A 21,884-nucleotide genomic window follows, 5' to 3' on the forward strand; every position below is an offset into this window, starting at 1 on the left:
CTTCACATGCCGGGTGTCCCCGGCGCGAGACGGCGGAACAGGCTGCCGATCAGGAACATCACCTGGCGATAGGTGTCGTGGTCGCTGTCGCCGAGTGGCAGCTCGACGTACTGGTGCCACCATTCCGACCAGTGCCGCACCCGCCCGTGCCGCAGCAGGTGTTCCTCGAGTTCGGCGAACCGGGGCCGCAGATCACCGATTTCGACGCCGACCGCGTCACCGTGCAGCGCGGCTTCCTCCTCGGCGGGCGGCGCGTCCGGATCGGTGGACGGTTCACGTTCGTTCCATTGGAAGACGTGGTCCGCCGACCGGTCGACGAGGACGAGCTCGACGCCCGGGGTGTCGAGGGCGTACGCGATCGCCTGGTACTCCGCCGAAGCCTCGGTGATCGGCGCGACGACGGACAAGGGCGCCCACTCCGCGGGGAAGCCCTTCACCTCAGTCGCGAAAGCCTGCACCGCCACCGGGAGACGGCAGTTGCGCAGCTCGGTCAGCAACGGCGCCATGTCCTCGCACAGTTCGAGGTACACCACCTTCGGCTGCTTCTCCCGCAGCCGCCGTGCCATCGCCACGGCCGAAGCCGGGGAATGGTGGCAGACCGGGAAGATCTCCAACGGCTCACGCACCGCGCGATCGACGTCGTCAACGAGCCCGAGCAGGATGCCCTCCAGCGCGCCGGGCCCGTCGGCGAAAGCGGCCGCGGCCTCCTGCAGCTGGCCGCGCAACGCCTCGAAGGCGCCGCTCACGAGAGGGAGGCGATCGCGTCGCGGCCGCCGTCGAGGAACTCCGGCCAGTCCCCGCCCTCGTCCTTGCTGCGCGGCTCGACGACGCCGTGCAGGTATTTGTTGAGGATCGCCAGATCCTCCGGCTCACGGCGGGCGAGCGAGCCGACCAGCGAGGATGCGAGCGTACGGGCGGTCAGCTCGCGCTCCCCGAAGAAGTTGCTGTGCAGTACCGCGTCTTCGAGTACACCGATCTGTTCGGCCGTGGACAACGCCGACTCCAGCTTCTCGTCGTCGCTGCCCGCCGACGCCGCCGCGGCACGAAGGTCGCCGAAGCTGCGCAGGAGCACGTCGAGCAGGGTCGGCGGCACGTCCAGCTCGATCTGGTGGCGGCGCAGGAGTTCCTCGGTGCGGAAGCGGACGATCTCCGCCTCGCTCTTCTTGTTCGTCACCACCGGGATGCGGACGAAGTTGAAGCGACGCTTGAGCGCGGACGACAGGTCGTTCACACCGCGGTCGCGGCTGTTCGCGGTGGCGATCACGGAGAAGCCGGGTTTGGCGAAGACGATGCCGTCGCTGTCCAGCTCCGGCACCGAGATGTACTTCTCCGACAGGATCGAGATCAGCGCGTCCTGCACGTCACTGGTGGACCGGGTCAGCTCCTCGAACCGGCCGATCGAGCCCGCCTCCATCGCGGTCATGATCGGCGACGGGATCATCGATTCGCGGGACTGGCCCTTCGCGATGACCATCGAGACGTTCCACGAGTACTTGATGTGGTCCTCGGTGGTGCCGGCGGTCCCCTGCACGACGAGGGTGGAGTTGCGGGAGATCGCGGCGGCCAGCAGTTCGGCGAGCCAGCTCTTGCCGGTGCCGGGGTCGCCGATCAGCAGCAGCCCCCGGTCCGAGGCGAGTGTGACGATGGCCCGCTCGACGATGCTCCGGTCGCCGAACCATTTCTGCGCGATCTCACGGTCGAGGCCGTCGGCGCGCTCGGAACCCAGGATGAACAGGCGCAGCATCTTCGGGACAGGCGCCAGGCGAACGGCTTGGGGTTGTCGTCGACCGACTCCAGCCAGTCCAGTTCTTCGGCGTACTTGATCTCGGCGGGGGCGCGCAACAGGTCGGACATGTCTTGCCTTTCGGGGAGTTCAGGAGGTGAGGAAAGTCTTGAGTTCGTGGACGAGCTTGGTGATGTGGCCGGAGATCACGGGCGTGCCGAGATCCTTGAAGCGCTCGCGGAACCAGGGATTGACGCTGCCCCGTCCGGCGCTGGTGACCGAACCGACCGGGATGAACTTCGCCCCGGACCGGTGGATCGCGGCCATGCTTTCGAAGAGCTGCTCGACGCGGGTCTCGTAGAAGTCGGAGATCCACACGACCACGGTGTTCGCGGGCTCGGCGATCTTCGGCTGGGTCAGCCCCATCGCGACCATGCCGTCGTTGCCGCCGCCCAGGTTGGTGCGCAGCAGTGTTTCGAACGGATCGTGGACCCACGGCGTGAGGTCGAGCGCCTGCGTGTCGTAGGCGATCAGGTGAACGTCCACTTTGGGCAATCCGGCGAAGATCGAGGCCAGGACGGCGCAGTTGACCATCGAGTCCACCATGGAGCCGGACTGGTCGACGACCGCGATGAGCCGCTGTGGCGTGGTCTTCTTCGCGGTCTGCTTGTAGTAGAGACGATCGACGTAGAGCCGTTCTTCTTCCGGGCTCCAGTTGGTGAGGTTCTTCCAGATGGTGCGATCGAGGTCGAGGTTGCGGAACACGCGCTTCGGCGGGACCGAACGATCCACCTTGCCCGTCGAGGCCTTCTCGACCTGGGTCCGCAGGACCTCCGCGATCTCGTCGACGTAACGCCGGATGAGCGACTTGGCGTTGGCCAACGCCACTCCGGACAGATTGTCCTTGTCCCGCAACAACTGTTCGATGAGGGACATACTCGGGCTCAGCTTCGCCGCGAGCGCGGGATCGGCGAGGACCTCGCGCAGATGCATCCGCTTGACCAGATCCGCCTCGATGTCGCCGAGGTCCGGGCCGATCGCCGGGAACAGGGTGCTCAGATCGGGTGCGCCGCCTCCGCCGGTGCCGCCGAGCCCGGTCGGGGCGCCACCCGGACGGCCGCCGCGCAGTTCGCCCGGACGGCTGCCCAGCGCGCGCTCGAGCCAGCCCGCGTCGGACTGCCAGCAGGACAGTCTGCCGGCGGTCACCGTGTGCGGCGGCTGCGCGAAGACGTTCAGCAGGACCTTCGACACGAGCGCCGCGCGCCGCACTTCCGCGGCCTTGTCCCGGCTGCCCTCGGCTTCGGGGACCATCAGCCCGTCGAACTCGGCGGCCAGCTCCGGATGACGCTGGACGACCGAGTCGACCGCGACGTTCGGATCCAGCAGCGCCGACGGCAGGCCGATGTCCTCGACCACGGCCACACTCGCCGATTCGAGCGCGGCCTGCTCCTCGGTGTCGAAGAGCCGGGCGAGCAGCCGCCAGTACAGGACCTGGCGGCGGTTGTCCTCGGGTTCGGTCATTTCCGCAACAGCCTTCCGGCGCGCTCGCGCAGTACGGCCGCGGCGTCGGTGGCCGCCTTCTCGGCTTTCACCCCGGCCTTGTCCGTGGTGCCGCCGGCCCAGGCTCCGGCGTGCACGGCCGTGGTCTTCTTCCGCACGGTGGTCTCGACGGCGAGCGGCTGGAGACGGAATCCGCCGTCCCACCGGATCAGGCCGATGCACGCGCTGGAACTCGCGACCGCCTTCGGCGTCAGCGGGCCGGCCGCTGGGATGCGGTCCGTCTCGACGGGGAGCCGATTCCCGGCAAAGGTGAACGTGACCTCGTCTTCGTCGCCCTCGATGTCGTAACCCTCGAGGAAGACGGGGACGGCGATCCGCACCGGATGCCGGTCCAGCGGTGCGACCACCGACGTGACGGCCTTCGGCAGGGCTACGCGCGCCGTGGAGAACGCGTCCGCGGGCTCGCCAAGGCGGGCGTGCTCGTCCTGCCAGAGCAAGTCGCCCTCCGCGGTGACCGGCATGTCGGCGAGGTCCATGGAGCGGCCCTCGCTGATCGCCGTGAGCAGGGAAAGGTGCGGGCGCAGCAACTGCCAGATCCCGGCGCCGATGATCGTGTCCGGTTTGGGCACGGTCACGTTCGCACGCACGAGGCGGGGCGCCGTGCCGTCTTCGGGTTCGAACACGGCGTGGACCTGGGCCTGCGCGGCCGTCGAGTGTTCCAGGAGGTCGACCCCGAGCGGCAGCAAACGGCCGGTGACCGCGCTGATCGCCGACGTCTCCGAGGGAAGGGTCAGCAACATGCCACGCGACCACAGGTCGCCCCAACGCCTGGTGGGGACGCGCTCCAGCGCCGCACCAGGGCAGGAGGCCGCGAGCTCGGCCGCGAACCCGTCGAGCAGGACCGCCAGCCGACGCAGGCTCGGTTCGGCGAGGAGCGCCGAGATCACCTGCGACGAGCCCGAGATCAGGTCGTGGTCGATGCCCTGCCAGCCGGCCCGGGCCAGGTCGGCGAGCCAGGAACGAGCGGCAGCCAGCAGGTTTGGTGACTCGGCCGCGGACGCCTGCCGCGTCGCGTCCTCGCCCTGCGGCCGACCAGTCGCTTCGACAAGGCGCGCGAAGACCGCGTCGTGCACGGCGCCGAACACCGCGATCCGTGCCGCCGCAAGGGAAATGAAGTGCTCCTCCCCCGCCGCACCGGCCGCGGTCTTCTCGGCCGCCTCCGCGACCCGCGCCGCCAACGGCGACCCCGCGACGGCATCGGCGAGCTCGGCCAGACCGGCGACCTTCTGCGGACGAAGCAATCCGGCGACGAGCATGTCGTCGAAGCCGTCGACGACCGCCAGCGCCTCGTCGAGACCGGCGATGGGATCGGTGAGCAGATCGATGCGCATCACACCACCGCCCTGGTCGACGGGAACCACTGAAGCTCCGGCACCGGCGCCGTCGACGCCTCGAATTCCAGATAGGCCAAGTGCCGCAAGAATTGGCTGAACACGGAAGCCGCGGCGGTGTTGTCACCCTGCGACGGCCGTGTCGCGCTCATGGTCTGCGAAATGGCCTGCGCCGTCGGCTCGGGAACCTCGACGCGCAAGTATCGCGCCACCCGCTCGGCACCGTATTGAAGGGTGGATTCGTTGAGCAAGGCGAGAATGTGATTGCAGAACATCCCCCGCGCCCCGCCACAGGGCCGGTTGTTGTTGGTACTACAGGAGAATTCGTACGTGCCCGCCGCGACCGACGAGACGTACACCCGCCCGATGTCCGATCCGCTGGACACCACGCCCTGCACCCGTCCGTCGGCCAATTCGACGAACGGGACCTTCGCGAGCTTGCGCGGGCGGGCGGGTGGCAACACCCGGGCCGTGCTCGCTCTTTCCCAGTCTGACAACGCATCTTCTCCTTGCGGGGTGCCTCGGTGGGGACTGGGATGAACCTAGCGGGAGGCACCGACAGTTTTGATCACATCCGGAGTTTTGCGAGCTGAAGGGCCAGATCGGCGAGGCCGTCGGCATGGAAGTCGAACCGGTCCGTCGCGGACGGCGGGTCGCCGACAGGCCTCGCGACGTAGGCGGTCCGGAGACCGACGCTCTGCGCTCCCCTCAGGTCCCACGCGTGGGCGGCGACCATAAGCAGCCGCTCCGGCTTCGTTTTGGCCAAGTCGACAGCCAGTCGGTAGACCGCTGGATCCGGCTTATAGGTCCGCGCCTCCTCCGCGGAGAGCGCTTGATGCCATCGGAGGCCCGCGTGGGCGTTGATCCGCAGCAGGCTCGTCCGGCCGGCGTTGGAAAGCCCGATCAGCGTGTGGTGTTCAGCGAGCTTGGCCAGCCCTTCGACGGCGTCGGGCCACGGCGAGAGCTTCGGCACCACGTCCGTCTTAGTGGCGAGCTGAGCCGCTTCGCGGTCGAGAACGTCACTCGGCACATACGGCCTCTCCCCTGCGACGATGCGCCGCTGCTCGGTCTCGACGTGGCCCTGCCACTGATCGACCAGCTTGTCCGCATCGGCGTCGGGTGCGGCCTGCCGGACGGCCGCGCGGATCCCGGCCGGCTCGTCGACGAGCGTGCCGAGGATGTCGAACACCACCGCGTCGATCTCCACGGTGAACCTCCCGGTAAGGGTTAAAGTGTCGGTTAACCGCGAACGTACGAGAGGTTGGTAAGGGATGCAAGTGGCGTTAGACGATTACGTCTGGGCGGCGGGCGTCGCTACCGACCTGGTCAACACGGCGCCTGAGGTCTGGCATGGGGAAGACAAGCTGCCCGATCTGGCGTCTCTCGTCGCCTTCGCTGAGCAACACTCGATTCCAGTGAGCACCCGGCCTGGTGACCTGCGCGCTGTTCACCGACTGCGGACCACTGTGCGAGACCTAATCGACCATCCGACCCAAGACCGCTTGATCACCGGCGCGACCGAGCTCACTGCGACGGCCGCTTATGTCACACTTCAGGCCGGTGCCGGGCGCGCGAGATGGGCCGTCTCGCTGCAACCTACCGCGACGACTTCGGACGCGTTGTCCCTGATCTCCGGCGTCGGAATACTCAGCGTGGTCCAGACTCTTGGCGCGGAACGGTTTCACACCTGTAGCGCGCCTACCTGCCAAGGCGCGTTCATCGACACCACACGCCCCGGGCGGCGCCGTTATTGCATGCCGGGACTCTGCGGAAACCGCGTCAACGTGGCGAACCACCGAGCAAATCTGCAGCAGCGCGGCACTTGAAGACCTCCACCCCAGCTGCCGGACTGTCGAGCAGTAAGTGGGAGATAAAGAAGCTCCACCGTGCAACAGTCATCAACGACATGGCGGCCCATACGGGATCGCAGGAAGGTATTCTTTCCATTGTTCAACACTGAGCCTAGGGGTTGTAGCACAGATCCGTCGCACGTTCTCGTCAGTATTCATATTCCACAAGAGAACTGTCGACAATGGCAGGAAGCCATTGTCTTCGCGGTACGCATCAGCACTACTGGCTATAATGTTCCCGCCCGGGCTATACGTGACAGCCCCAATTGAGCTTTCGTGCCCGGTCAAGGGCTGACCGAGAGGTTCCAGGTTGTCGACATTGGCAACATTCCATAGGCTAACACTTGGACTAGTACTGTGACCACTGGCCAGAATTCCACCGTCAGGACTAAAGCTTAATCGACCGGGCCCACTGCCGACAACCCCGGAAACCACACCTCGCTTGACCGCATTCCCCGCAGCGGAGACATCCCACATCTGCAGGCCACCGTCATCCAGCATGGCAAGTTTGCCAGCGTCCACACTAAGCGCCAGATCATGTCCAGGAAACCTGTTACCAGGATTTCTTACAGTAGTCAAAACGACCGGATCCTGAGGGCTACCAACATCCCAAAGTTGGCTTTTGATATTTGCCGTACCGTTTTGAGACGCAGACATCGTCGCGTTTTGATTGACAAGCGCTAGATGATTCCGTGGGTCCACAGCGACAAGGCTGATCATTCCGGAAGACGTCTCCGCCGGAGGCGGCACTTTACGAGGTTCGCGCGGGTTTGTTATATCCCAGGGCTGAATAGTGGATACGGTAATATCACTCGAGATACTCTGATATGTGGAACCAACCAGAAGGTATCTATTAGCAATGTAACCAACGGTTCTCGCCACTAGTTCACAGTCCTGCGCAGCTACTCTCACCAGCGCATCGGTCGCCCCAGAGCCCGCCACATCACAGTTACCACCATCGTCGAAGACGTGGAGTACCTCCGGTTTCATCGGATTCCGCACATCCCAGAGAACTGCAGTCCCATCCTCGAAACCTGCGATCAACATTTCCCCATCAGGACTAAAAGCAAAGGAGGTCGCAGTAGCCCGACTCCCCTCAGCCATGGGGAGATCAGAGGCAAGTCGCGGTTCGTCATGATCGGAAACGTTCCATAACTGAAGGACGCTGCCCACGATTGCCCTGTTGGAGATCGCGAGGAATTGACCGTCAGGACTGAAAGCCAGAGCCAATCTGGACACCTCGGAATTAAAGGCAACCCTGTTGGTTCTCAATGGAATTGGAACACTGGCGTCGATCATCAGTCCGGTGTGGAGCACGGAATCGATCGCCAAGCCCGAGTCGGCGAGAAGTTTCCATGCCGCCAGGTCGAGCTGCCGCGCAAGGACTAGGTTATCGATCTGACCAGTGCTGCGCAGGCGCCGGGCTTCCGTAACGAGATTGCCGGCCGTCGCCTGTGCGAGCGCAGTCTGTGCACGAGACTTCTGGAAAACGGCGACACCTGCAGCAACACTCGCGGTTACAGCTAACATGCACAGCGTCACGAAAATCGCTCGCCGGATCCGGCGAACTCGGGCACGGCGCCGGACTGAGGCCGTATAGAAAGCCACCCCCCGTGGCCCCAAGCCGTGTTCAGCGCGCGCAGTTTCAATCCAGGCGCGGGCATTGTCCAGACGACTCCCCTGCAACAGGAGCGCGGGATCATGACTATCTTGTTCCCACCTTGCTGTGGCCTCCTCTAGAAATTGCCGGGAGAGATTACTCGTTCGGTCGTCATCGATCCACCCGCGCAGCCTCGGCCAAGCTCTCAGAAGCGCTTCATGCGAAATGAAGATCGCGCCACGTTCCTGCGTTAACAGTCTGCCGGCCGTGAAGGCTTCAATTACACTGAAGACAATTTCATCATCCGGCAAATCGCTAGGAGCGAGCGTACGGCGAGTATCTTCGGCGCCGTCACCGATCTTGATCATTCGAAGAAATAGCGTGCGCGCGATCTTCTGCTCGTTGTCGCCGAGGCGGGAGTATACACTTTCCGCAGTGGTGGCGATCGCGTCGGGAATTCCACCGGTCGTGTGATAGCTCTCGACCGTCAGCAGATGCCCCTTCCGCTCCTGCCAGACGGCTCGTAACGCGTGTGCCAAGAGAGGTAGTCGTCCGGCCTCATAAACGCCAGTCGGCGTAAGGCCGAGGTCGCGCAGCAGGAGTTCGACCAGGCCCGGCTCAATGTCGAGGCCGACCTGCCTGGCAGGCAATTGCACAGCCTTACGGAGCTCAGCTTCCGTCATCGAGCCGACAACGACTTGCCCGTGATTCACAGCCTCAAGCAGCAAAGGATGACTGACACAGTGGAAATAAGCGTCAATTCGGAGGCCGAAGACCAGGAGACCTGGTCCTCCTTCCGCTGCGACGCCGGCAAGTAAGTCGAGGTAGGAGTTGCGCTGCGGTTCGTCCTCACATAAGGCGAACAATGCTTCAAGCTGGTCGACCACGACGATAATGCGTGCACCGTCCCCGTAACGCACCAGTTGCGCCTTGATCGCGTCGACCAAGACATCGGGACTGTTGACCCACTCACTCACCACCGCCTCTTCGAGACAAAACAGCTTCGCCAGTCGCCGTACGAGCTCGACGACAGGTTGATCTGTCGGCGTCAGGACGAGTTGAGGCCAGCGAGAGGCTCCAGATGCTGGCAGGACTCCCCGGTCGCGCACGGCGGCGAGGAGCCCGGCACGCAGCAGCGACGACTTCCCGACACCGGAGGGACCGACAACGATCAAGGGGCCACCACCGTCGATCCTCGCCGCCAGATGCCCTGCTAGCCGCGCCGTCAACATGTCGCGGCCGAAAAACCATGACGCTTCCTCAGCAGTGAACGCGGACAATCCCGGATAGGGGCATACATCGTCCGGTACCGGGCTTATTACGCGGCGGGTCGTATTCCCACCGTCCACGTAGTGGATGTGGACGTCCCTGCCAGCTAAGGTCGATTGCCCGTTTCCAGAAACCTCAACGTAGAAATTCGCCGGAACGTTGGCTGACCGGTCCGAACCGGTCACGATTTCGTGATGTGTGCGTCCCGACCTGCGAGCGTAACTTGGGAACTTCCGGACGCCTTGACACGTATGTTGACTTCGCGAGAACGCGCTTCATCGGCATCTCCCTCCGACGGCGTCCACTCCCCGAGAAGCCTCCGCAACTCGTCCGCGATGCCGGGATCTGCCGCCATGAGCCTTCGCAGCCGCCCCTGCCATTCTTTGACGGCATCAGGCTCGACGTCAGGATCCTGGGCATCACGGGCAGCGAGGATCGCCGTCCGAGTCTCTTCGGCTTCGGCTTCCACGGTGGCACCACGTTCCGGATGTACCTTGCGCCAAAGTGAACCAACCGCCGACACGATCTTCTTCCAGCTGTCCGTCGTCAGTAATCTCACCAGAATTGTCGCCGACGTGCCCGCCAAGGCCACCAGTTCGGGATCCATGCACGTCCCTCCCAGAAGTTGCATGTCCTCCGTTCAGGCTAGACCCTCAACACCAGGACGCAGCCAGGGGGTACCACTCTGCAGCAAAAAACCTGACAGGTGCACGCCGCAGCAAGGAGTTGGATACCACCGTTGCCGGGCACGTTCGACAGAGCGGACGTGTATGCGCGGGAACTCACTGGATGGCGGCGAGGAGGGCACTCGGGCCAGGCAACCCGCTTGGATGCGCAGATTAAAAGCTGCTATTGACAAGTACTCAGCTCTTACAAATGAAGCCCTCCCCGGCAACCGCCGAGGAGGGCCCCGCTACAACCAAACGTCAGACGCCGGCGATCTGCTGGATCCAGGGCCGGTACCGCGTGATGTTCGTGTACGCGGTCGTCGTCTGCCGGTCGCTCGTCGACGCGACGCCGACCTGGCGGCCGGAGGCGAACATCGGGCCACCCGAGTCCCCGCCGGCGGTGATGCCGTCGCCGCGGCGCGCGCACACCGCGATGCCGCCGTTGTAGTCACGGCAGGAGACCGACGTGACCGAGACGTTGGCGACCTTCAGGTAGCGCGACTGGCAGTTGATCTCCGAGCCGCACTGGCTCGTCGCGCCCCAGCCGTAGACCTGGACGGTCTGGCCGACGGAGACGTTGGCGGTGGTGCCCAGCGGCGAGTAGGTGGCGTTGACCGAGGTCGTCAGCTTCACGATCGCGAGGTCCGCGCTCGGGTGACGGGTGACCGTGGAGCCGGTGGCCATGGTGCCGCCGCTCTGCTGGTCGAGGCTGCCGATCCGGAAGGTGAACGTGCCGCCACTGGCCACGCAGTGCTTCGCGGTCAGGATGTACTGCGGCGCGATGATCGTCGAGGTACAGGTCTGCCTGCCGTTGGCGAAGAGCCTGGCCGCCCACGGGCCGCTCGACGCGTTCTGGCCGCCGATGATCATCGGCTGGACGTCGGAGGACGGTTCCGCGGCGGACGCCACGGGGGCGGTGACGCCGAGCAGCGCCGCGAAGGCGGTGCCGGCGATCAGTGCGAAGGAGCGCAGTCGCATGGTTCCGACTCATTTCTGCGGCCGGGATTCGGCCGCGCGATGGGGACGGGTGTGCTGATTCTGGGACCCGGCAAGAGAAACCGGACACCTCCGAAAGTCGTGGAGTAGGTACTTATCTCTTCGGCGCGCCTACCGCTAAGTGCCCCTCTAGGTACCGGAACCACCCGCCGGTTACGACACCCGGCGTCCGTCCACTTGAGACAGATGGCGGCATAACTCCAGGGACATAACCCGGCGCCGGGGCTTCCCGAAAGGCCTTTCCGCCGACAGAATCGCCACCATGACCGCAGCACAGTGGACCCCGACCTACGGTGACCCCTTCGAGCCGGTGCCCTATCGTCCGGCGCGCATGCCCGCGGAGGAATCGCTGGCCACCGCCGCCGATCTGCGCCGCCGCATGGACGGCCGCCGCACCGTGCGGATGTTCTCGACCGATCCGGTGCCCGAGCAGGTGGTCGTCGACGCCATCGCGGTGGCCTCGACCGCGCCCAGCGGCGCGCATCAGCAGCCGTGGACGTTCGTGCTCATCAAGGACGCCGCGACCAAACAACGGATCCGTGAAGCAGCCGAAGAGGAGGAACGCGTTTCGTACGAGGGCAGGCTCGGCGAGGAGTGGTTGTCCGCCTTGCGCCCGCTGGGCACCGACGCCGTGAAGACGCACCTCACCGACGCCCCGTACCTCATCGTGGTCTTCCAGCAGCGCTACTTCCTCGACGAGGACGGCACCAAGCACAAGCATTACTACGTCGACGAGTCGGTGGGCATCGCGGTGGGCATGCTGCTCACGGCGCTTCACCTCTCCGGGCTGGCCGCGCTGACGCATACGCCGTCGCCCATGCGGTTCCTCGGCGAACTGCTCGAACGCCCGCAGAACGAGAAGGCGTTCGCCGTCATCCCGGTCGGCTATCCGGCGGACGACTGCGTCGTGCCGAACCTGGTGCGCAAGTCCATCGACCAGGTGATGATCCGCCGGTGACCCCGAGCGCGACCCGGGTGCGTGCGCGCACCCGGGTTGCGCGAAGCGGCCTCCAACACACAGCCAAACTGCGCATTAATGCAGTTTTCTGCTCACTTTGGCGCATCTCTTGACATATCCGGCGGCGATTGGACAGGGTCTGGGCACCGAAGGCGACACGAAGGAGTGTTCTTCATGGCCGACGACCTGCCCTCCGTTTCCCGGCGGACACTGTTCGGTGGCGCGCTCGCCGCCGGGGCGCTCGCCGCGATCCCGGCGACCGCCACCGCCGCGGAAGAAGCCGCGACCTCGCCCCGCCGTCCTGGTCAGCGCAGCATGATCGGCGTCCCGTTCGAGCGGCACCAGACCGTCCGGATCGGGATGATCGGTCTCGGCAACCGCGGGATGTCCATGATCGGCGGCTGGAGCGCCGTGCCGGGCGCCACGGTCACGGCCGTCTGCGACATCCGCGCCGAGCGCGCGAAGGCCGCGGCGGACAAGCTCGCCGCCGCCGGGCGTCCGCGTCCGGCCGAGTACGGCGGCTCCGCCGACGCGTACAAGAAGATGCTCGCGCGCGACGACATCGACCTCGTCTACATCGCCACGCCGTGGGAGTTCCACTACCCGCAGGGCAAGGCCGCGCTGCTGGCAGGCAAGCACGTCGGCGTCGAACTGCCCATCGCCACCGAGCTCGATCAGCTGTGGGATCTCGTAGACACCAGCGAGCAGACCCGCAAGCACCTGTTCCTCGCGGAGAACTGCAGTTACGGCCGCAACGAGCTGGCCATCCTCAAGATGGCGCACGAAGGCGTCTTCGGCGAGGTCACCAACGGGCACGGCGGCTACCTGCACGACCTGCGTGAGCTGCTGTTCTCCGACACGTACTACACCGACGCGTGGCGCCGGAAGTGGCACACCCGCAGCACGGCGAGTTTCTACCCGATGCACGGTCTCGCGCCGATCGCCGCCTGCATGGACGTCAACCGCGGCGACCGGTTCACCACGTTGCGCGCCACGGCGACCGAGCCGAAGGGGCTCGCCGACTACCGGAAACGCCACATGCCGCCGGGCCACCCGTCGTGGAAAGAGACCTACATCAACGGTGACCTGGTGACCTGCCTGATCGAGACCGAGCAGGGCCGGATCATCCGCGCCGAACACGACGTCAGCTCGCCGCGCCCGTACAGCCGCATCAACAGCCTCGCCGGCAGCCGCGGCATCGTGGAGGACTACCCCGCCCGGATCTACGTCGAGCCCGACCACAGCGGGCACGCGTGGAAGGACTTCGGGCCGTACCGCGACCGCCACGACCACTGGCTGTGGAAGAAACTCAAGGACGACCCGAACCTCGGTGGGCACGGCGGCATGGACTACGTGCTGCAGTGGCGGATCGTGCAGCAGATGCGCGCCGGGCTGGTGCCGGACATCGACGTCTACGACTCGGCGGCCTGGTGCTCCCCCGTGCCGTTGAGCGTGGTCTCCCTCGCGCGCGGCGGGAAACCGGTGGCGGTGCCGGACTTCACGCGTGGCGGCTGGACGAAGCCCCGGCCAGGCCTGGACTCGCAGCCGTCGGAGATGCCCGGCTAGCCGTACCGCCTCGTGAGTGGCGAGGACGGTTCTAACCGTCCTCGCCACTCACGAGGAGTACCGGGGAACGACCCGGAAGACCCGGAGATCCTTCGGGGTCCCCTTGGCCCGGAAGTTCCGGCGCGGGCGCACGGTGAAGGAGTCCTGGTCCAGCTCCTCGACGACGCTGGCGCTGGCCAGGACCTCGTCGCCGTCGGCGGCGGCCATGATCCGGGCGGCGATGTTCACGTCGACGCCGAGGTAGTCGTCGCCGACGCGCTGCGGATTCCCGCGGTGCAGCCCCGCACGCAGGTGGGGCAGATAGCCTTCGGCCTTGATCACGCTCACGGCTGAGCACGTCTCGTAGGCGGCGTTCACCGCCTCGCCCGGGTCGGCGAACACGGCCATCACGCCGTCGCCGAGTCCCTTCACGACGCTGCCGCGATGCCCGGTGACGATCGACTCGGTCACCTTGGAGACCTCCCGCAGCAGCTCCAGCACGCGATCGTCGCCGGCCTCCAGTGCCCAGGTCGAGAAGCCGACGAGATCGGTGAACAGCACGGTGATGCCGTCCGAGGACAGCGGCGGCGCGCCGGAGCGGCGGACGGCCTGCCACGCCTGCACCGCGGCCAGCCCCAGCTCGCGGGTGGCGCTGGGCCGGTCCGCGCCCGCCTCGGCGAGCAGCCGGGCGAGCCGGTCGGACGAGCGGCCCGTCGACAGCACCGGCGGGTCGGCGTCCCCGGGAACGAGGCCGCGGAGGAACCGTGCGCCGCGCACCAGTTCCCGGCGCTGGTCCGTCGCGCGCAGGAACCTGCGTGTCCGTAGGTGCCACGGCTCGGGTCGTTCGGTCACGATCAAGACGATAGTCGTTCGCCGCGCGGACGGCGCACCTGTCACCAGGGTGACAATAATGCGGACGGCATTTCCCCTTTCCGCCTTCGAATGACAAACGGCGTCCAGGGTATTCCACATACACGTGACAAGATCGAAGCGTAAAGAAAACGCGAGAGATCTTTTCCTTTCCTCGTTGGTGACTTTCCACCTACATTCGGTTTCGAGCCCATTCAACGACGAAAGGACCTGACATGACGGAAACCCTCGTACGGAAGGGTGTCCGGCGATTCTGCGCGGCCGGGATCGCGGCCGTGGTCGCCGGAACCGTAATGCTCACCGCGGCCGGGACCGCGGCCGCCGTCGAAAAGAATCTCACCTACAAGGGCGGTTTCCCCATCATCGGCGACCAGCAGGTCGCGGTGGTGGTGAAGGCGGAAATCCCGGCGACGGCGAAGGCGGGTGAGCCCATTTCGGTGCCGTTCACCCTCGACGTCGATTCCGGCCAGGCCGCCGGTGACGGGCTCCGGCTGGTCGGCGCCAAGAAGCTCTCCGGCACCATCGCTTCGAAGGTGAACATCGCGCTCGGCGAGCAGAAGGTGTCGATCCCGATCGATCTGCCCATCCCGGACACCGAGGTGCCCGCCGAGGGCTCACTGAAGTTCACCGCGACGGGCAAGGTCGACTTCACCATTCCGGCGGGAACCCCCGCCGGTGAGGCGACCAGCAGCGTGGACGCCGCGGCGACCTCGCATATCGTCACCGACAGCTCGCTCGGCGAGTTCGACGTCAACCTCACCCTCGACCCGCCCGACCAGGACGCCGTCCTCGGCAAGACGACGGTCAGCTGATCACCCGTCTTCCCCCGGCTCGGCGAGCCGGGGGAAGACGCGTCTTGACCTCCAGCGCACTGGAGGTCGCATGCTCTCGATCATGTGGATTTGCGACAGGTGCGGTATCGAACACCCAGCCTCCCCGGAGCCGCCCCGATGCGTGCTCGACCGCGGCGAGGTCGGCATGGAGGAAGCCGGTGACCTCGGCGCGCACACCGGACGCTGGTGGACGCACGAGGAACTGATCTCCGTGCCGCACAAGACCTTGCTCCGGGATCACGGGCGCGGACTGTACAGCGTCAAGCGGGATCCTCAGTTCGCGATCGGGCACTGGTCGTTCATCGCGACGACCCCGGCGGGCACCCTGCTCTGGGATCCACCGTCCTGGTTGGACACCGAGGTGCTCGACGTCGTACGCGGCCTCGGCGACGTCGCCGTGATCGCCACCAGCCATCCGCACATGTTCGGCGCCCAGCTCGGCTGGAGCCGCGCGCTGGGCGGGGTCCCGGTGCTGGTCAACGAACGCAACCGCGAATGGCTGCCCGCACCCGATCCGGCGTTCGAATTCTGGGACGAGCACGTGGAACCCTTGCCCGGCCTCGAACTGATCCGGCTCGGCGGGCATATGCGCGGCAGCGCCGTGGCCAGGACACCGGACGGCAGCATCCTGGCCGGCGACACCATCTCGGGCGGGCTCGCGCCGGATTGGGTGTCGTTCCAGCGCAACTTCCCCAAGCACATCCCGCTGTCGGCGGCCGTGGTCCGCCGCGTCGTCGACCGGCTCGACGACTTCACCTACGACCGGCTCTACACCCTGGGCGGCGACACGATCGATCGGGACGCCCGCGCCGTCGTGCGCCGGAGCGCCGAGACCCATATCCGGTGGGTGAACGGCGACTTCGACCACCTCACTTGACCGCGACCTTCTCCTTGGCCTTCTCCTTGCGGCGGAAGAACAACGCGATGACACCCGCCATCCCCATGAAGAACGCGACGGCCCACATACCGGGCCGGAAGCTGCCGGTCAGCCCCTGCAGCCAGCCGACGAGGTAGGGGCCCACGAAACCCGAAAGGTTGCCGAAGGAGTTGATCAGGCCGATCCCGGCGGCCGCGCCCACCCCGGTGAGGAAGGCGTTCGGCAGCTGCCAGAACACCGGGACCGCGGTGAACACACCGACCGCGCAGAGCGTCACCGCGGCCATCACCAGCAACGGCGAACCCAGGTAGAGCGCGGCGGCGATCGAGACCGCGCCGACGAACGCGGCGATGGCGACATGCCCCGCCCGTTCGCCGGTGCGGTCGGAATGGCGTGCCCACAACACCATGGCGACGGCGGCGATGGCATACGGGATCGCCGTGACGAGCCCGATCTCGACGATGCCGTACTTGGTCTGGAACTGCTGCTCGAAGCCCTTGATCACCTGCGGGAGGAAGAAGGCGAGCACGTAAAGGCCGAAGATGATCCCGAAGTAGACGGCGCTCAGCGCGAGCACGCGCGGATCGGTCAGGGCCGACCGGGTGCTCACCTCGTGGCCGACCTCGCGGGTGTCCTCCGAGTCGAGGGTCGACTGCAGCGCGGTGCGCTGGTCCGGGGTCAGCCATTTCGCGTTCTTCGGCCGGTTCGGCAGCAGGAACAGCACCGCGATACCGAGCAGGATCGAAGGAACGCCCTCGGCGAAGAACATGAAGCGCCAGCCCGCGTCGAAGCCGAGCGCCCCGTCGCCGTGTTTGATGAGCAAGGCGGAGATCGGGCTGCCGATGACCGACGAGAGCGGGACCGCCAGGAAGAACAGCGCGACGATCTTGGCCCGCACCTTCCGCGGGAACCAGTAGGTCAGGTACAGGATGATGCCGGGGAAGAACCCGGCCTCGGCGATACCGAGCAGCACCCGCACGATGTAGAAGCTGACCTCGCCCTGGATGAACGCGGTGGCCGAGGCGACGATGCCCCAGGTGACCATGATCCGCGCGATCCAGACCCTCGCCCCGACCTTGTGCAGGATCACGTTGCTGGGCACCTCGAAGAAGAAGTACCCGACGAAGAAGAGGCCGGCGCCGAGCCCGTAGGCCGCCGAGCTGATGCCGAGGTCGGCGTTCATGGTGAGCGCCGCGAACCCGACGTTGACCCGGTCGAGATAGTTGAGCAGATAGAGCAGCCCGAGGAACGGGACCAGCCGGATCATCGCTTTGCGGACCGCCTGCGCGGTGGACACCTCTGCCGTCTGTTCGTCCATCCGCGGGAGTGTAGAGGGCGATCAGAACAACGGGGGCAGGAAGGCGCCGAGGTTTCCGCCCGACGCCCGATCCGCCGGATCCGGATCGATCCGGACCGAGTCCGGATCGCGCGGGTCGTAGGTGACCTTCACCGTCGAACCGCGGGCCGGGGCCTGCAACGGCGGCGTGATCATCGTGGCGACGACGGTCCGCTCCCCCGCGTCGGTGGGGAACCGGACCTGCACGGTGAACCGGGGATTCCCCATCACCCAGACGTTGGTGAACTCGACGCCGAGCACGTGGCCCATCACCTGGCGGCCGGTCTGCGCCAGCGCCTGCGCGCGGTCGTCCGCTTCGGCCTTGGTGACGAACGCCCGTCCCAGCACCATGATCATGACCAGCGCGGCCACCCCGGCCACCGCCGGGACGAGATACGGCTCGTAGTAGACGATCCAGTCCGCGTCGGTCCAGGGTTCCGACGGCAGCCGCTTCCCCACCGACTCCGGCGGCGTCCAGGACGGAATCGCGGCGCCGGTGCCCAGCGCGATACCGAGGGACGCGGCCAGGCTGCTCGCCCGGAAGCCGACGCCCATCCCGCGTAAGGACATCCCGCCGCCCCACAGCATCGCGAAGCCGAGCGACGAAGCCACCGTGATCGAGATGCTGAAGAGCAGGACGAGGGATACCGCCGGGCCCGCGTCGGCCCCCCACGTGTCGACGCGATTCAGCGACATCAACCGGAATCCGTCCAGCAGCCCGAGGGCGCCCGACCAGCCCGCGACCGCCCAGGCGAGCGTCGTGGGCACGCCGAGCAGCCACAGCCGCAGGCCGGGGCGGCGGGCCTGCCGGGGGTCTTCCGGCAGGCCGAACTCGAAGGTCCCGAACATCGCTACCGCCTAACCGATCGGCCCGAACACGGCGACCTTCGCCGGGTCGGCGGGGTCGACGCGGGCTTCGTGGCGGGTGCCGGGCGCGTACTGCTGGATCGTCGCCAGCGGCGTGATCAGCTGTGTCACCGTCCGGTAGGTGGTGCCGTCGGCGCGGGTGACCTCGAGCGTCGCGGTGTACTGCGCCTGCCCGGCGATCTTCCGGCCGGTCGGTTCCAGGCCACGAACCACCAGGGTGGCGGGCTCGCAGGTGTCGTAGAGCCGCCGCAGCTCGGTGCCGTAGGCCTGCAGTTCCTGCTGCTGGCGCAACTGCTCGTCCATCGGCAGCGCCAGGAACGCCGCCATGTCCGGGTCGGCGTTGAGGTTCCGGAACGCCTGCGCGGCCAGCTGCGGTGTCGGCAGCTGCGGGGTGATGTCGTGGCCCTGCGCGGCGGCGGCCTGCCGGAACTGCTCCGCGTGGCGCTGGAAGTCCTGTTCGCCCCGCGCCATGCCCTGCTGCGTCGCGTCGTTGATCTTGTCGCGGATCTTCTTGAACATCGGGTGCCGCCTCTCGCCGTGTCGTCGGTGTCGGACACAGCTTCGGCGGCGCGCGCCGCTACCGAACCCAGGTTTTCCCGTCGTCGGTCGCGTCGAGGCAGGTCAGCGGCGCCCAGAAGACCGGCGAGGCCGCCGGTTCGGGGTTCTCGCGCCAGCGAGCGAGCTTCGACCGCTGCCAGGCGCACAGCTCGGTGACCGGGTCTTCCCCGGCGAGCGCGGTGTCGACGGCGATGACCAGTCCGGACATCGGGTCCGCACCGGGCACGGCGGCCGACGTCGGCAGCGCCCACACCGTGGCGGCGACCAGACCCGCTCCGGCCGCGACGGCGGCGAGCAGCACGCCGAACGGTTCGGCGAGGCCGAAATCGCTCGCGCTGGCGCAGCCGATCAGCGCCACCCGCGCCGGCATGTCCAGTTCGGACAGTGCGAGGTCGGCGGCGGTGAACGGCCGGTGCGTCCCGATCGGGGCGGCCGTGCCCGGCAGATCGGCCGGACAGGACAGATGCAGCGCGGTCTGCGCGCCGTGCTCGTCACGGACGCGGCTGACGTGCCCGACGAACACCAGCCGCGAACAGGGCCCCGCCAGCAGTTCGGCGAGCAGACGGCGGTCGGTGTCCGTGCGGCGCACCAGTTCGAGCGCGCGTTCGGCGGCGGGAAGGACCGGGCCATCGGCGAGCCGCTCGTCGAGATGGCGGATCAGCGGCGAGGTCGCGTCCTGTTTGCCGAGCACGGAACCCAGCTCGCCGAACGCGCTCTGGCCGGGGATGCGCGGGTCGAGCAGGTAGACCGGCGGGCCGCCGGACGGGGAGGGGCGGCGCGGAATCGCCGCCGGGGCGAGCAGCGACACGTCGGCGACGTCGATAACGCGCTCGTCGCCGTCGAAACAGAACCCGATCTCGTCGATCTCCAGTACACGATCGGCCCGCCGGTCGGGCAGCGCCAGCAATCCCCACGGGACCCCGGCGAGGCTCGGCGACGGCTGGATCCGCAGGAGCGGACGGTTTCCTCCGGCGGCGGCACGACGGAGCCGGTCGACCAGGTCGGCGGGGAGGAGGTTGAGCGCGAGGACACGGGCGAGCCGTTGTTCTCCGGCGAAACTTCCGAAGGCGTCTTCGCTCAGTGAGCGCCGGACGGCGTCGGCGACGCTCTCGCCTTCGTGTGGTGTCGGGGACGCGGCGTCCAGATACTGACGCGCGGTGCCGACCAGGGCGAAGTCGATCGGATGCGTGTGGACGGTGTCGAGGTCCTCGGTGGTCCGCCAAGTGAGGAAAGTGTGCCCGGCGTCGGCGAAGCGCAGGAGGAACGTCTCGCGCCCGGGCTTCGCGGCAGGCCAGGTCTCGACGGTTTCGGTGACCGGACGGGGCAGCCGGTACCGCTCGGCGGCGAGGCGGAGCCACGGATCCAGCTCCATGGGCGACGAGGGCGACCAGCGCAGCGCGGGCGGCGGGGCGAGCCGCAGCGGAAGCGACGCGGTCACGGAACCCAGTGCCGCCAACGGAAGTCCTTCGGCGACCGGCCCCACTTCGAGCGTGGGCAGCGCGCCCGTGAGGTCCAGCGAGTGTTCCTCCACACCCGTGTACGCACCGACGGCGCAGGCGCGCTCGACGAGTTCCGCCGCCAGCCTCGGCTCCTGAAGCCGAGCCAGCAACGCCAGCGCCATCCCCATCGTCGGAGCCGCGATGTCGCGTGCCCAGGCCGTGCGCGCCTCCGGCGAGACGAACTCGAACCGGTACTCCGCCGCCGCGAGCGCCAGCGGGAGCAGCAGATCCAGCACCGCGGGGAGGTCTTCTCCACGCGCGAACCCGATCGAAGCCGCGACGAAATCCGTGTGCAGGCGATCCGACCAGTCCCCCGACGCCCGCGCCGATTCCCTCGCGCGGTTCGCGTGGTCCTCCGCCGTCGCCCAGTCGCCGTCCGCCGCCGCGCAGCGGGCCAGTGCCGTGTCCACGAGACGCAGGCCCGGGCCGTCGCCGTTGGCCGTCCGGATCGTCCCCGCGTGTTCGAACTGCGCTCTCGCCTGCGCGACGTCGCCCGCGTGCAGCAGCAACATGCCCAGCGCGTGGCTCGCCTCCGCGACATCGCCGGTCAGGCCCGCCGCCGCGAGTTCGTCGCGGGCGGCGACGATCGCGGCGACCGCGCCGGGGAGATCACCCGCGAGGGCGCGGGCCTCCGCCAGCCCGATGCCCACCTTCGCGGCCATCGGGCTCCCCTCGTGCTGGGCGGTCAGCCTCAGCAGGTCCGCCCGCGCCTCGGCGTCCTCACCACCCGCCTGGCGGATCCGGGCCCGTTCGGCCCTGACCATGGCCTGCTGGTGCACGACCCGCTCGCGGACTTCGTCGTTCTCCGCGAGCGAGTCCAGCGCCGCCAAGATCTCCTCGATCGCCGTCCGCGCGCCCGCGAAATCCCCGGCGGCGATCTGCACGCGTACGTCGAAGATCCGCAGTTCCAGCTCGTCGACACCGTGGACGTCGAGCAACTCCGGCGGATACTGGTCCGGCCCCGCCTCCTTCCGGAACGCCGCCCGGCGCCGCTGCCCGGCGATCAGCTCGCGCGCCTTGGCGACGTCGCCTTCCTCGGTGGCCAGGGAGATGAGCACACGCTCGGCGACCTCGCGCGAGCCTTCGATCATCCGCGCCTCGGCGTACTGTCCGAAGTGGACGATGGCGGCGGCGCTCACCTTGAAGACGTGGAGCACGGCTTCGGCGCATTGCCGCGCGTTGCGCAGATCGCCCGCCGAATAACAGAGCGTGGCCAGATCGCTGACGGCGGCAAGTTCCAGATCCGTCCGGTCGAGCCGCTGCGCGATCTCCCGCATCCGGGCGTACTTCCGTTGCGCTTCCGCGACGTTCCGCGTGACAGCCAATCGTTTGGCCTGGTCCTGCACCTTGCCCGCTTCGACGAGCAGCTTCCGGTACTGGCGTTCGGACAGCGAGCACGCGGGAAGCTCGCCGTACGGTGCCGGGTCGAGACCGAAATGCCGTGCGACGCAACGACAGTTGTATCCGTGCGAGCTCGCGGGGCCCAGTTCGGGTGGGAGCGGGCGATCCGGCGGGTTCCGGGGCGGTGGCATGCCGACGAGCAC

Annotated in this window: 18 protein-coding genes and 1 pseudogene; 5 read left to right on the forward strand and 14 right to left on the reverse strand. The window is 67.3% G+C overall.

All coding sequences use genetic code 11. From position 1 onward, the window contains the following. Positions 1-2 precede the first annotated feature (2 nt). The 6 genes and pseudogenes from MJQ72_RS11070 to MJQ72_RS11095 form a co-directional block, all read right to left on the reverse strand. Positions 3-746: a hypothetical protein gene (locus MJQ72_RS11070; RefSeq protein WP_240599116.1), complete on the reverse strand. Its 744-nt coding sequence runs from the start codon at positions 744-746 to the stop codon at positions 3-5. Further along, positions 743-1,854: pseudogene (locus MJQ72_RS11075) on the reverse strand (AAA family ATPase). The gene MJQ72_RS11070 and the pseudogene MJQ72_RS11075 overlap by 4 nt, the downstream one beginning before the upstream one ends. A gap of 19 nt (positions 1,855-1,873) precedes the next feature. Further along, positions 1,874-3,244, reverse strand: a complete 1,371-nt coding sequence (locus MJQ72_RS11080) for a VWA domain-containing protein (RefSeq protein WP_240599117.1) — start codon at positions 3,242-3,244, stop codon at positions 1,874-1,876. Then, a complete protein-coding gene (locus tag MJQ72_RS11085; RefSeq protein ID WP_240599118.1) occupies positions 3,241-4,614 on the reverse strand; it encodes a hypothetical protein in 1,374 nt (457 codons plus the stop codon). Before MJQ72_RS11085 ends, MJQ72_RS11080 begins: the two co-directional genes overlap by 4 nt. Further along, positions 4,614-5,111 carry a hypothetical protein gene (locus tag MJQ72_RS11090; RefSeq protein ID WP_240599119.1) on the reverse strand — a complete coding sequence of 166 codons (498 nt, stop codon included), beginning with the start codon at positions 5,109-5,111 and terminating at the stop codon, positions 4,614-4,616. Before MJQ72_RS11090 ends, MJQ72_RS11085 begins: the two co-directional genes overlap by 1 nt. A gap of 71 nt (positions 5,112-5,182) precedes the next feature. Then, the gene (locus MJQ72_RS11095; RefSeq protein ID WP_240599120.1) at positions 5,183-5,821 is read right to left on the reverse strand and encodes a haloacid dehalogenase type II; all 639 of its coding nucleotides are present in this window, start codon (positions 5,819-5,821) and stop codon (positions 5,183-5,185) included. A 64-nt stretch (positions 5,822-5,885) separates the two neighbouring features. Here MJQ72_RS11095 and MJQ72_RS11100 point away from each other — a divergent pair, with 64 nt between their 5' ends. Further along, positions 5,886-6,440 (forward strand): CGNR zinc finger domain-containing protein, encoded by a 555-nt coding sequence (locus MJQ72_RS11100; RefSeq protein WP_240599121.1) that lies wholly within the window; start codon positions 5,886-5,888, stop codon positions 6,438-6,440. A 72-nt stretch (positions 6,441-6,512) separates the two neighbouring features. Here the strand turns inward: MJQ72_RS11100 and MJQ72_RS11105 are convergent, their stop codons facing one another. The 3 genes from MJQ72_RS11105 to MJQ72_RS11115 form a co-directional block, all read right to left on the reverse strand. Next, a complete protein-coding gene (locus MJQ72_RS11105; RefSeq protein WP_240599122.1) occupies positions 6,513-9,518 on the reverse strand; it encodes an AAA family ATPase in 3,006 nt (1,001 codons plus the stop codon). Further along, a complete protein-coding gene (locus tag MJQ72_RS11110; RefSeq protein ID WP_240599123.1) occupies positions 9,515-9,940 on the reverse strand; it encodes a hypothetical protein in 426 nt (141 codons plus the stop codon). Before MJQ72_RS11110 ends, MJQ72_RS11105 begins: the two co-directional genes overlap by 4 nt. 319 nt (positions 9,941-10,259) lie before the next feature. Continuing rightward, positions 10,260-10,979, reverse strand: coding sequence for a trypsin-like serine protease (locus MJQ72_RS11115; RefSeq protein ID WP_240599124.1), 720 nt, complete (start codon positions 10,977-10,979; stop codon positions 10,260-10,262). Between the two features lie 280 nt (positions 10,980-11,259). Between MJQ72_RS11115 and MJQ72_RS11120 the strand changes: the two genes are divergently transcribed. Then, complete coding sequence (locus tag MJQ72_RS11120; RefSeq protein ID WP_240599125.1) at positions 11,260-11,955, forward strand: nitroreductase family protein; 696 nt, start codon at positions 11,260-11,262, stop codon at positions 11,953-11,955. 174 nt (positions 11,956-12,129) lie between these two features. Continuing rightward, positions 12,130-13,521: a Gfo/Idh/MocA family protein gene (locus MJQ72_RS11125; RefSeq protein WP_240599126.1), complete on the forward strand. Its 1,392-nt coding sequence runs from the start codon at positions 12,130-12,132 to the stop codon at positions 13,519-13,521. 48 nt (positions 13,522-13,569) lie between these two features. Here MJQ72_RS11125 and MJQ72_RS11130 read toward each other — a convergent pair whose 3' ends face one another. Continuing rightward, positions 13,570-14,358, reverse strand: coding sequence for an adenylate/guanylate cyclase domain-containing protein (locus MJQ72_RS11130; RefSeq protein WP_240601299.1), 789 nt, complete (start codon positions 14,356-14,358; stop codon positions 13,570-13,572). A gap of 227 nt (positions 14,359-14,585) precedes the next feature. Here MJQ72_RS11130 and MJQ72_RS11135 point away from each other — a divergent pair, with 227 nt between their 5' ends. Together MJQ72_RS11135 and MJQ72_RS11140 are read left to right on the forward strand one after the other, a co-directional pair. Continuing rightward, the gene (locus MJQ72_RS11135; RefSeq protein WP_240599127.1) at positions 14,586-15,182 is read left to right on the forward strand and encodes a DUF6801 domain-containing protein; all 597 of its coding nucleotides are present in this window, start codon (positions 14,586-14,588) and stop codon (positions 15,180-15,182) included. 70 nt (positions 15,183-15,252) lie between these two features. Further along, a complete protein-coding gene (locus tag MJQ72_RS11140; RefSeq protein WP_240599128.1) occupies positions 15,253-16,080 on the forward strand; it encodes a hydrolase in 828 nt (275 codons plus the stop codon). Here the strand turns inward: MJQ72_RS11140 and MJQ72_RS11145 are convergent. From MJQ72_RS11145 to MJQ72_RS11160, 4 genes are read right to left on the reverse strand one after another with little or no spacing between them, the layout of a single operon-like run. Next, positions 16,073-17,398, reverse strand: a complete 1,326-nt coding sequence (locus MJQ72_RS11145) for an MFS transporter (RefSeq protein WP_240599129.1) — start codon at positions 17,396-17,398, stop codon at positions 16,073-16,075. The genes MJQ72_RS11140 and MJQ72_RS11145 overlap by 8 nt on opposite strands. Before the next feature lie 21 nt (positions 17,399-17,419). Next, positions 17,420-18,265, reverse strand: a complete 846-nt coding sequence (locus tag MJQ72_RS11150) for a DUF3592 domain-containing protein (protein WP_240599130.1) — start codon at positions 18,263-18,265, stop codon at positions 17,420-17,422. A gap of 9 nt (positions 18,266-18,274) precedes the next feature. Then, on the reverse strand, positions 18,275-18,802 hold the full coding sequence (locus tag MJQ72_RS11155; protein ID WP_240599131.1) for a hypothetical protein: 528 nt from the start codon (positions 18,800-18,802) through the stop codon (positions 18,275-18,277). A gap of 58 nt (positions 18,803-18,860) precedes the next feature. Further along, entirely contained in the window at positions 18,861-21,884 is a 3,024-nt protein-coding gene (locus MJQ72_RS11160; protein ID WP_240599132.1) for a tetratricopeptide repeat protein, read from the reverse strand.

It is taken from the genome of Amycolatopsis sp. EV170708-02-1 (assembly GCF_022479115.1).
Lineage (GTDB): Bacteria > Actinomycetota > Actinomycetes > Mycobacteriales > Pseudonocardiaceae > Amycolatopsis.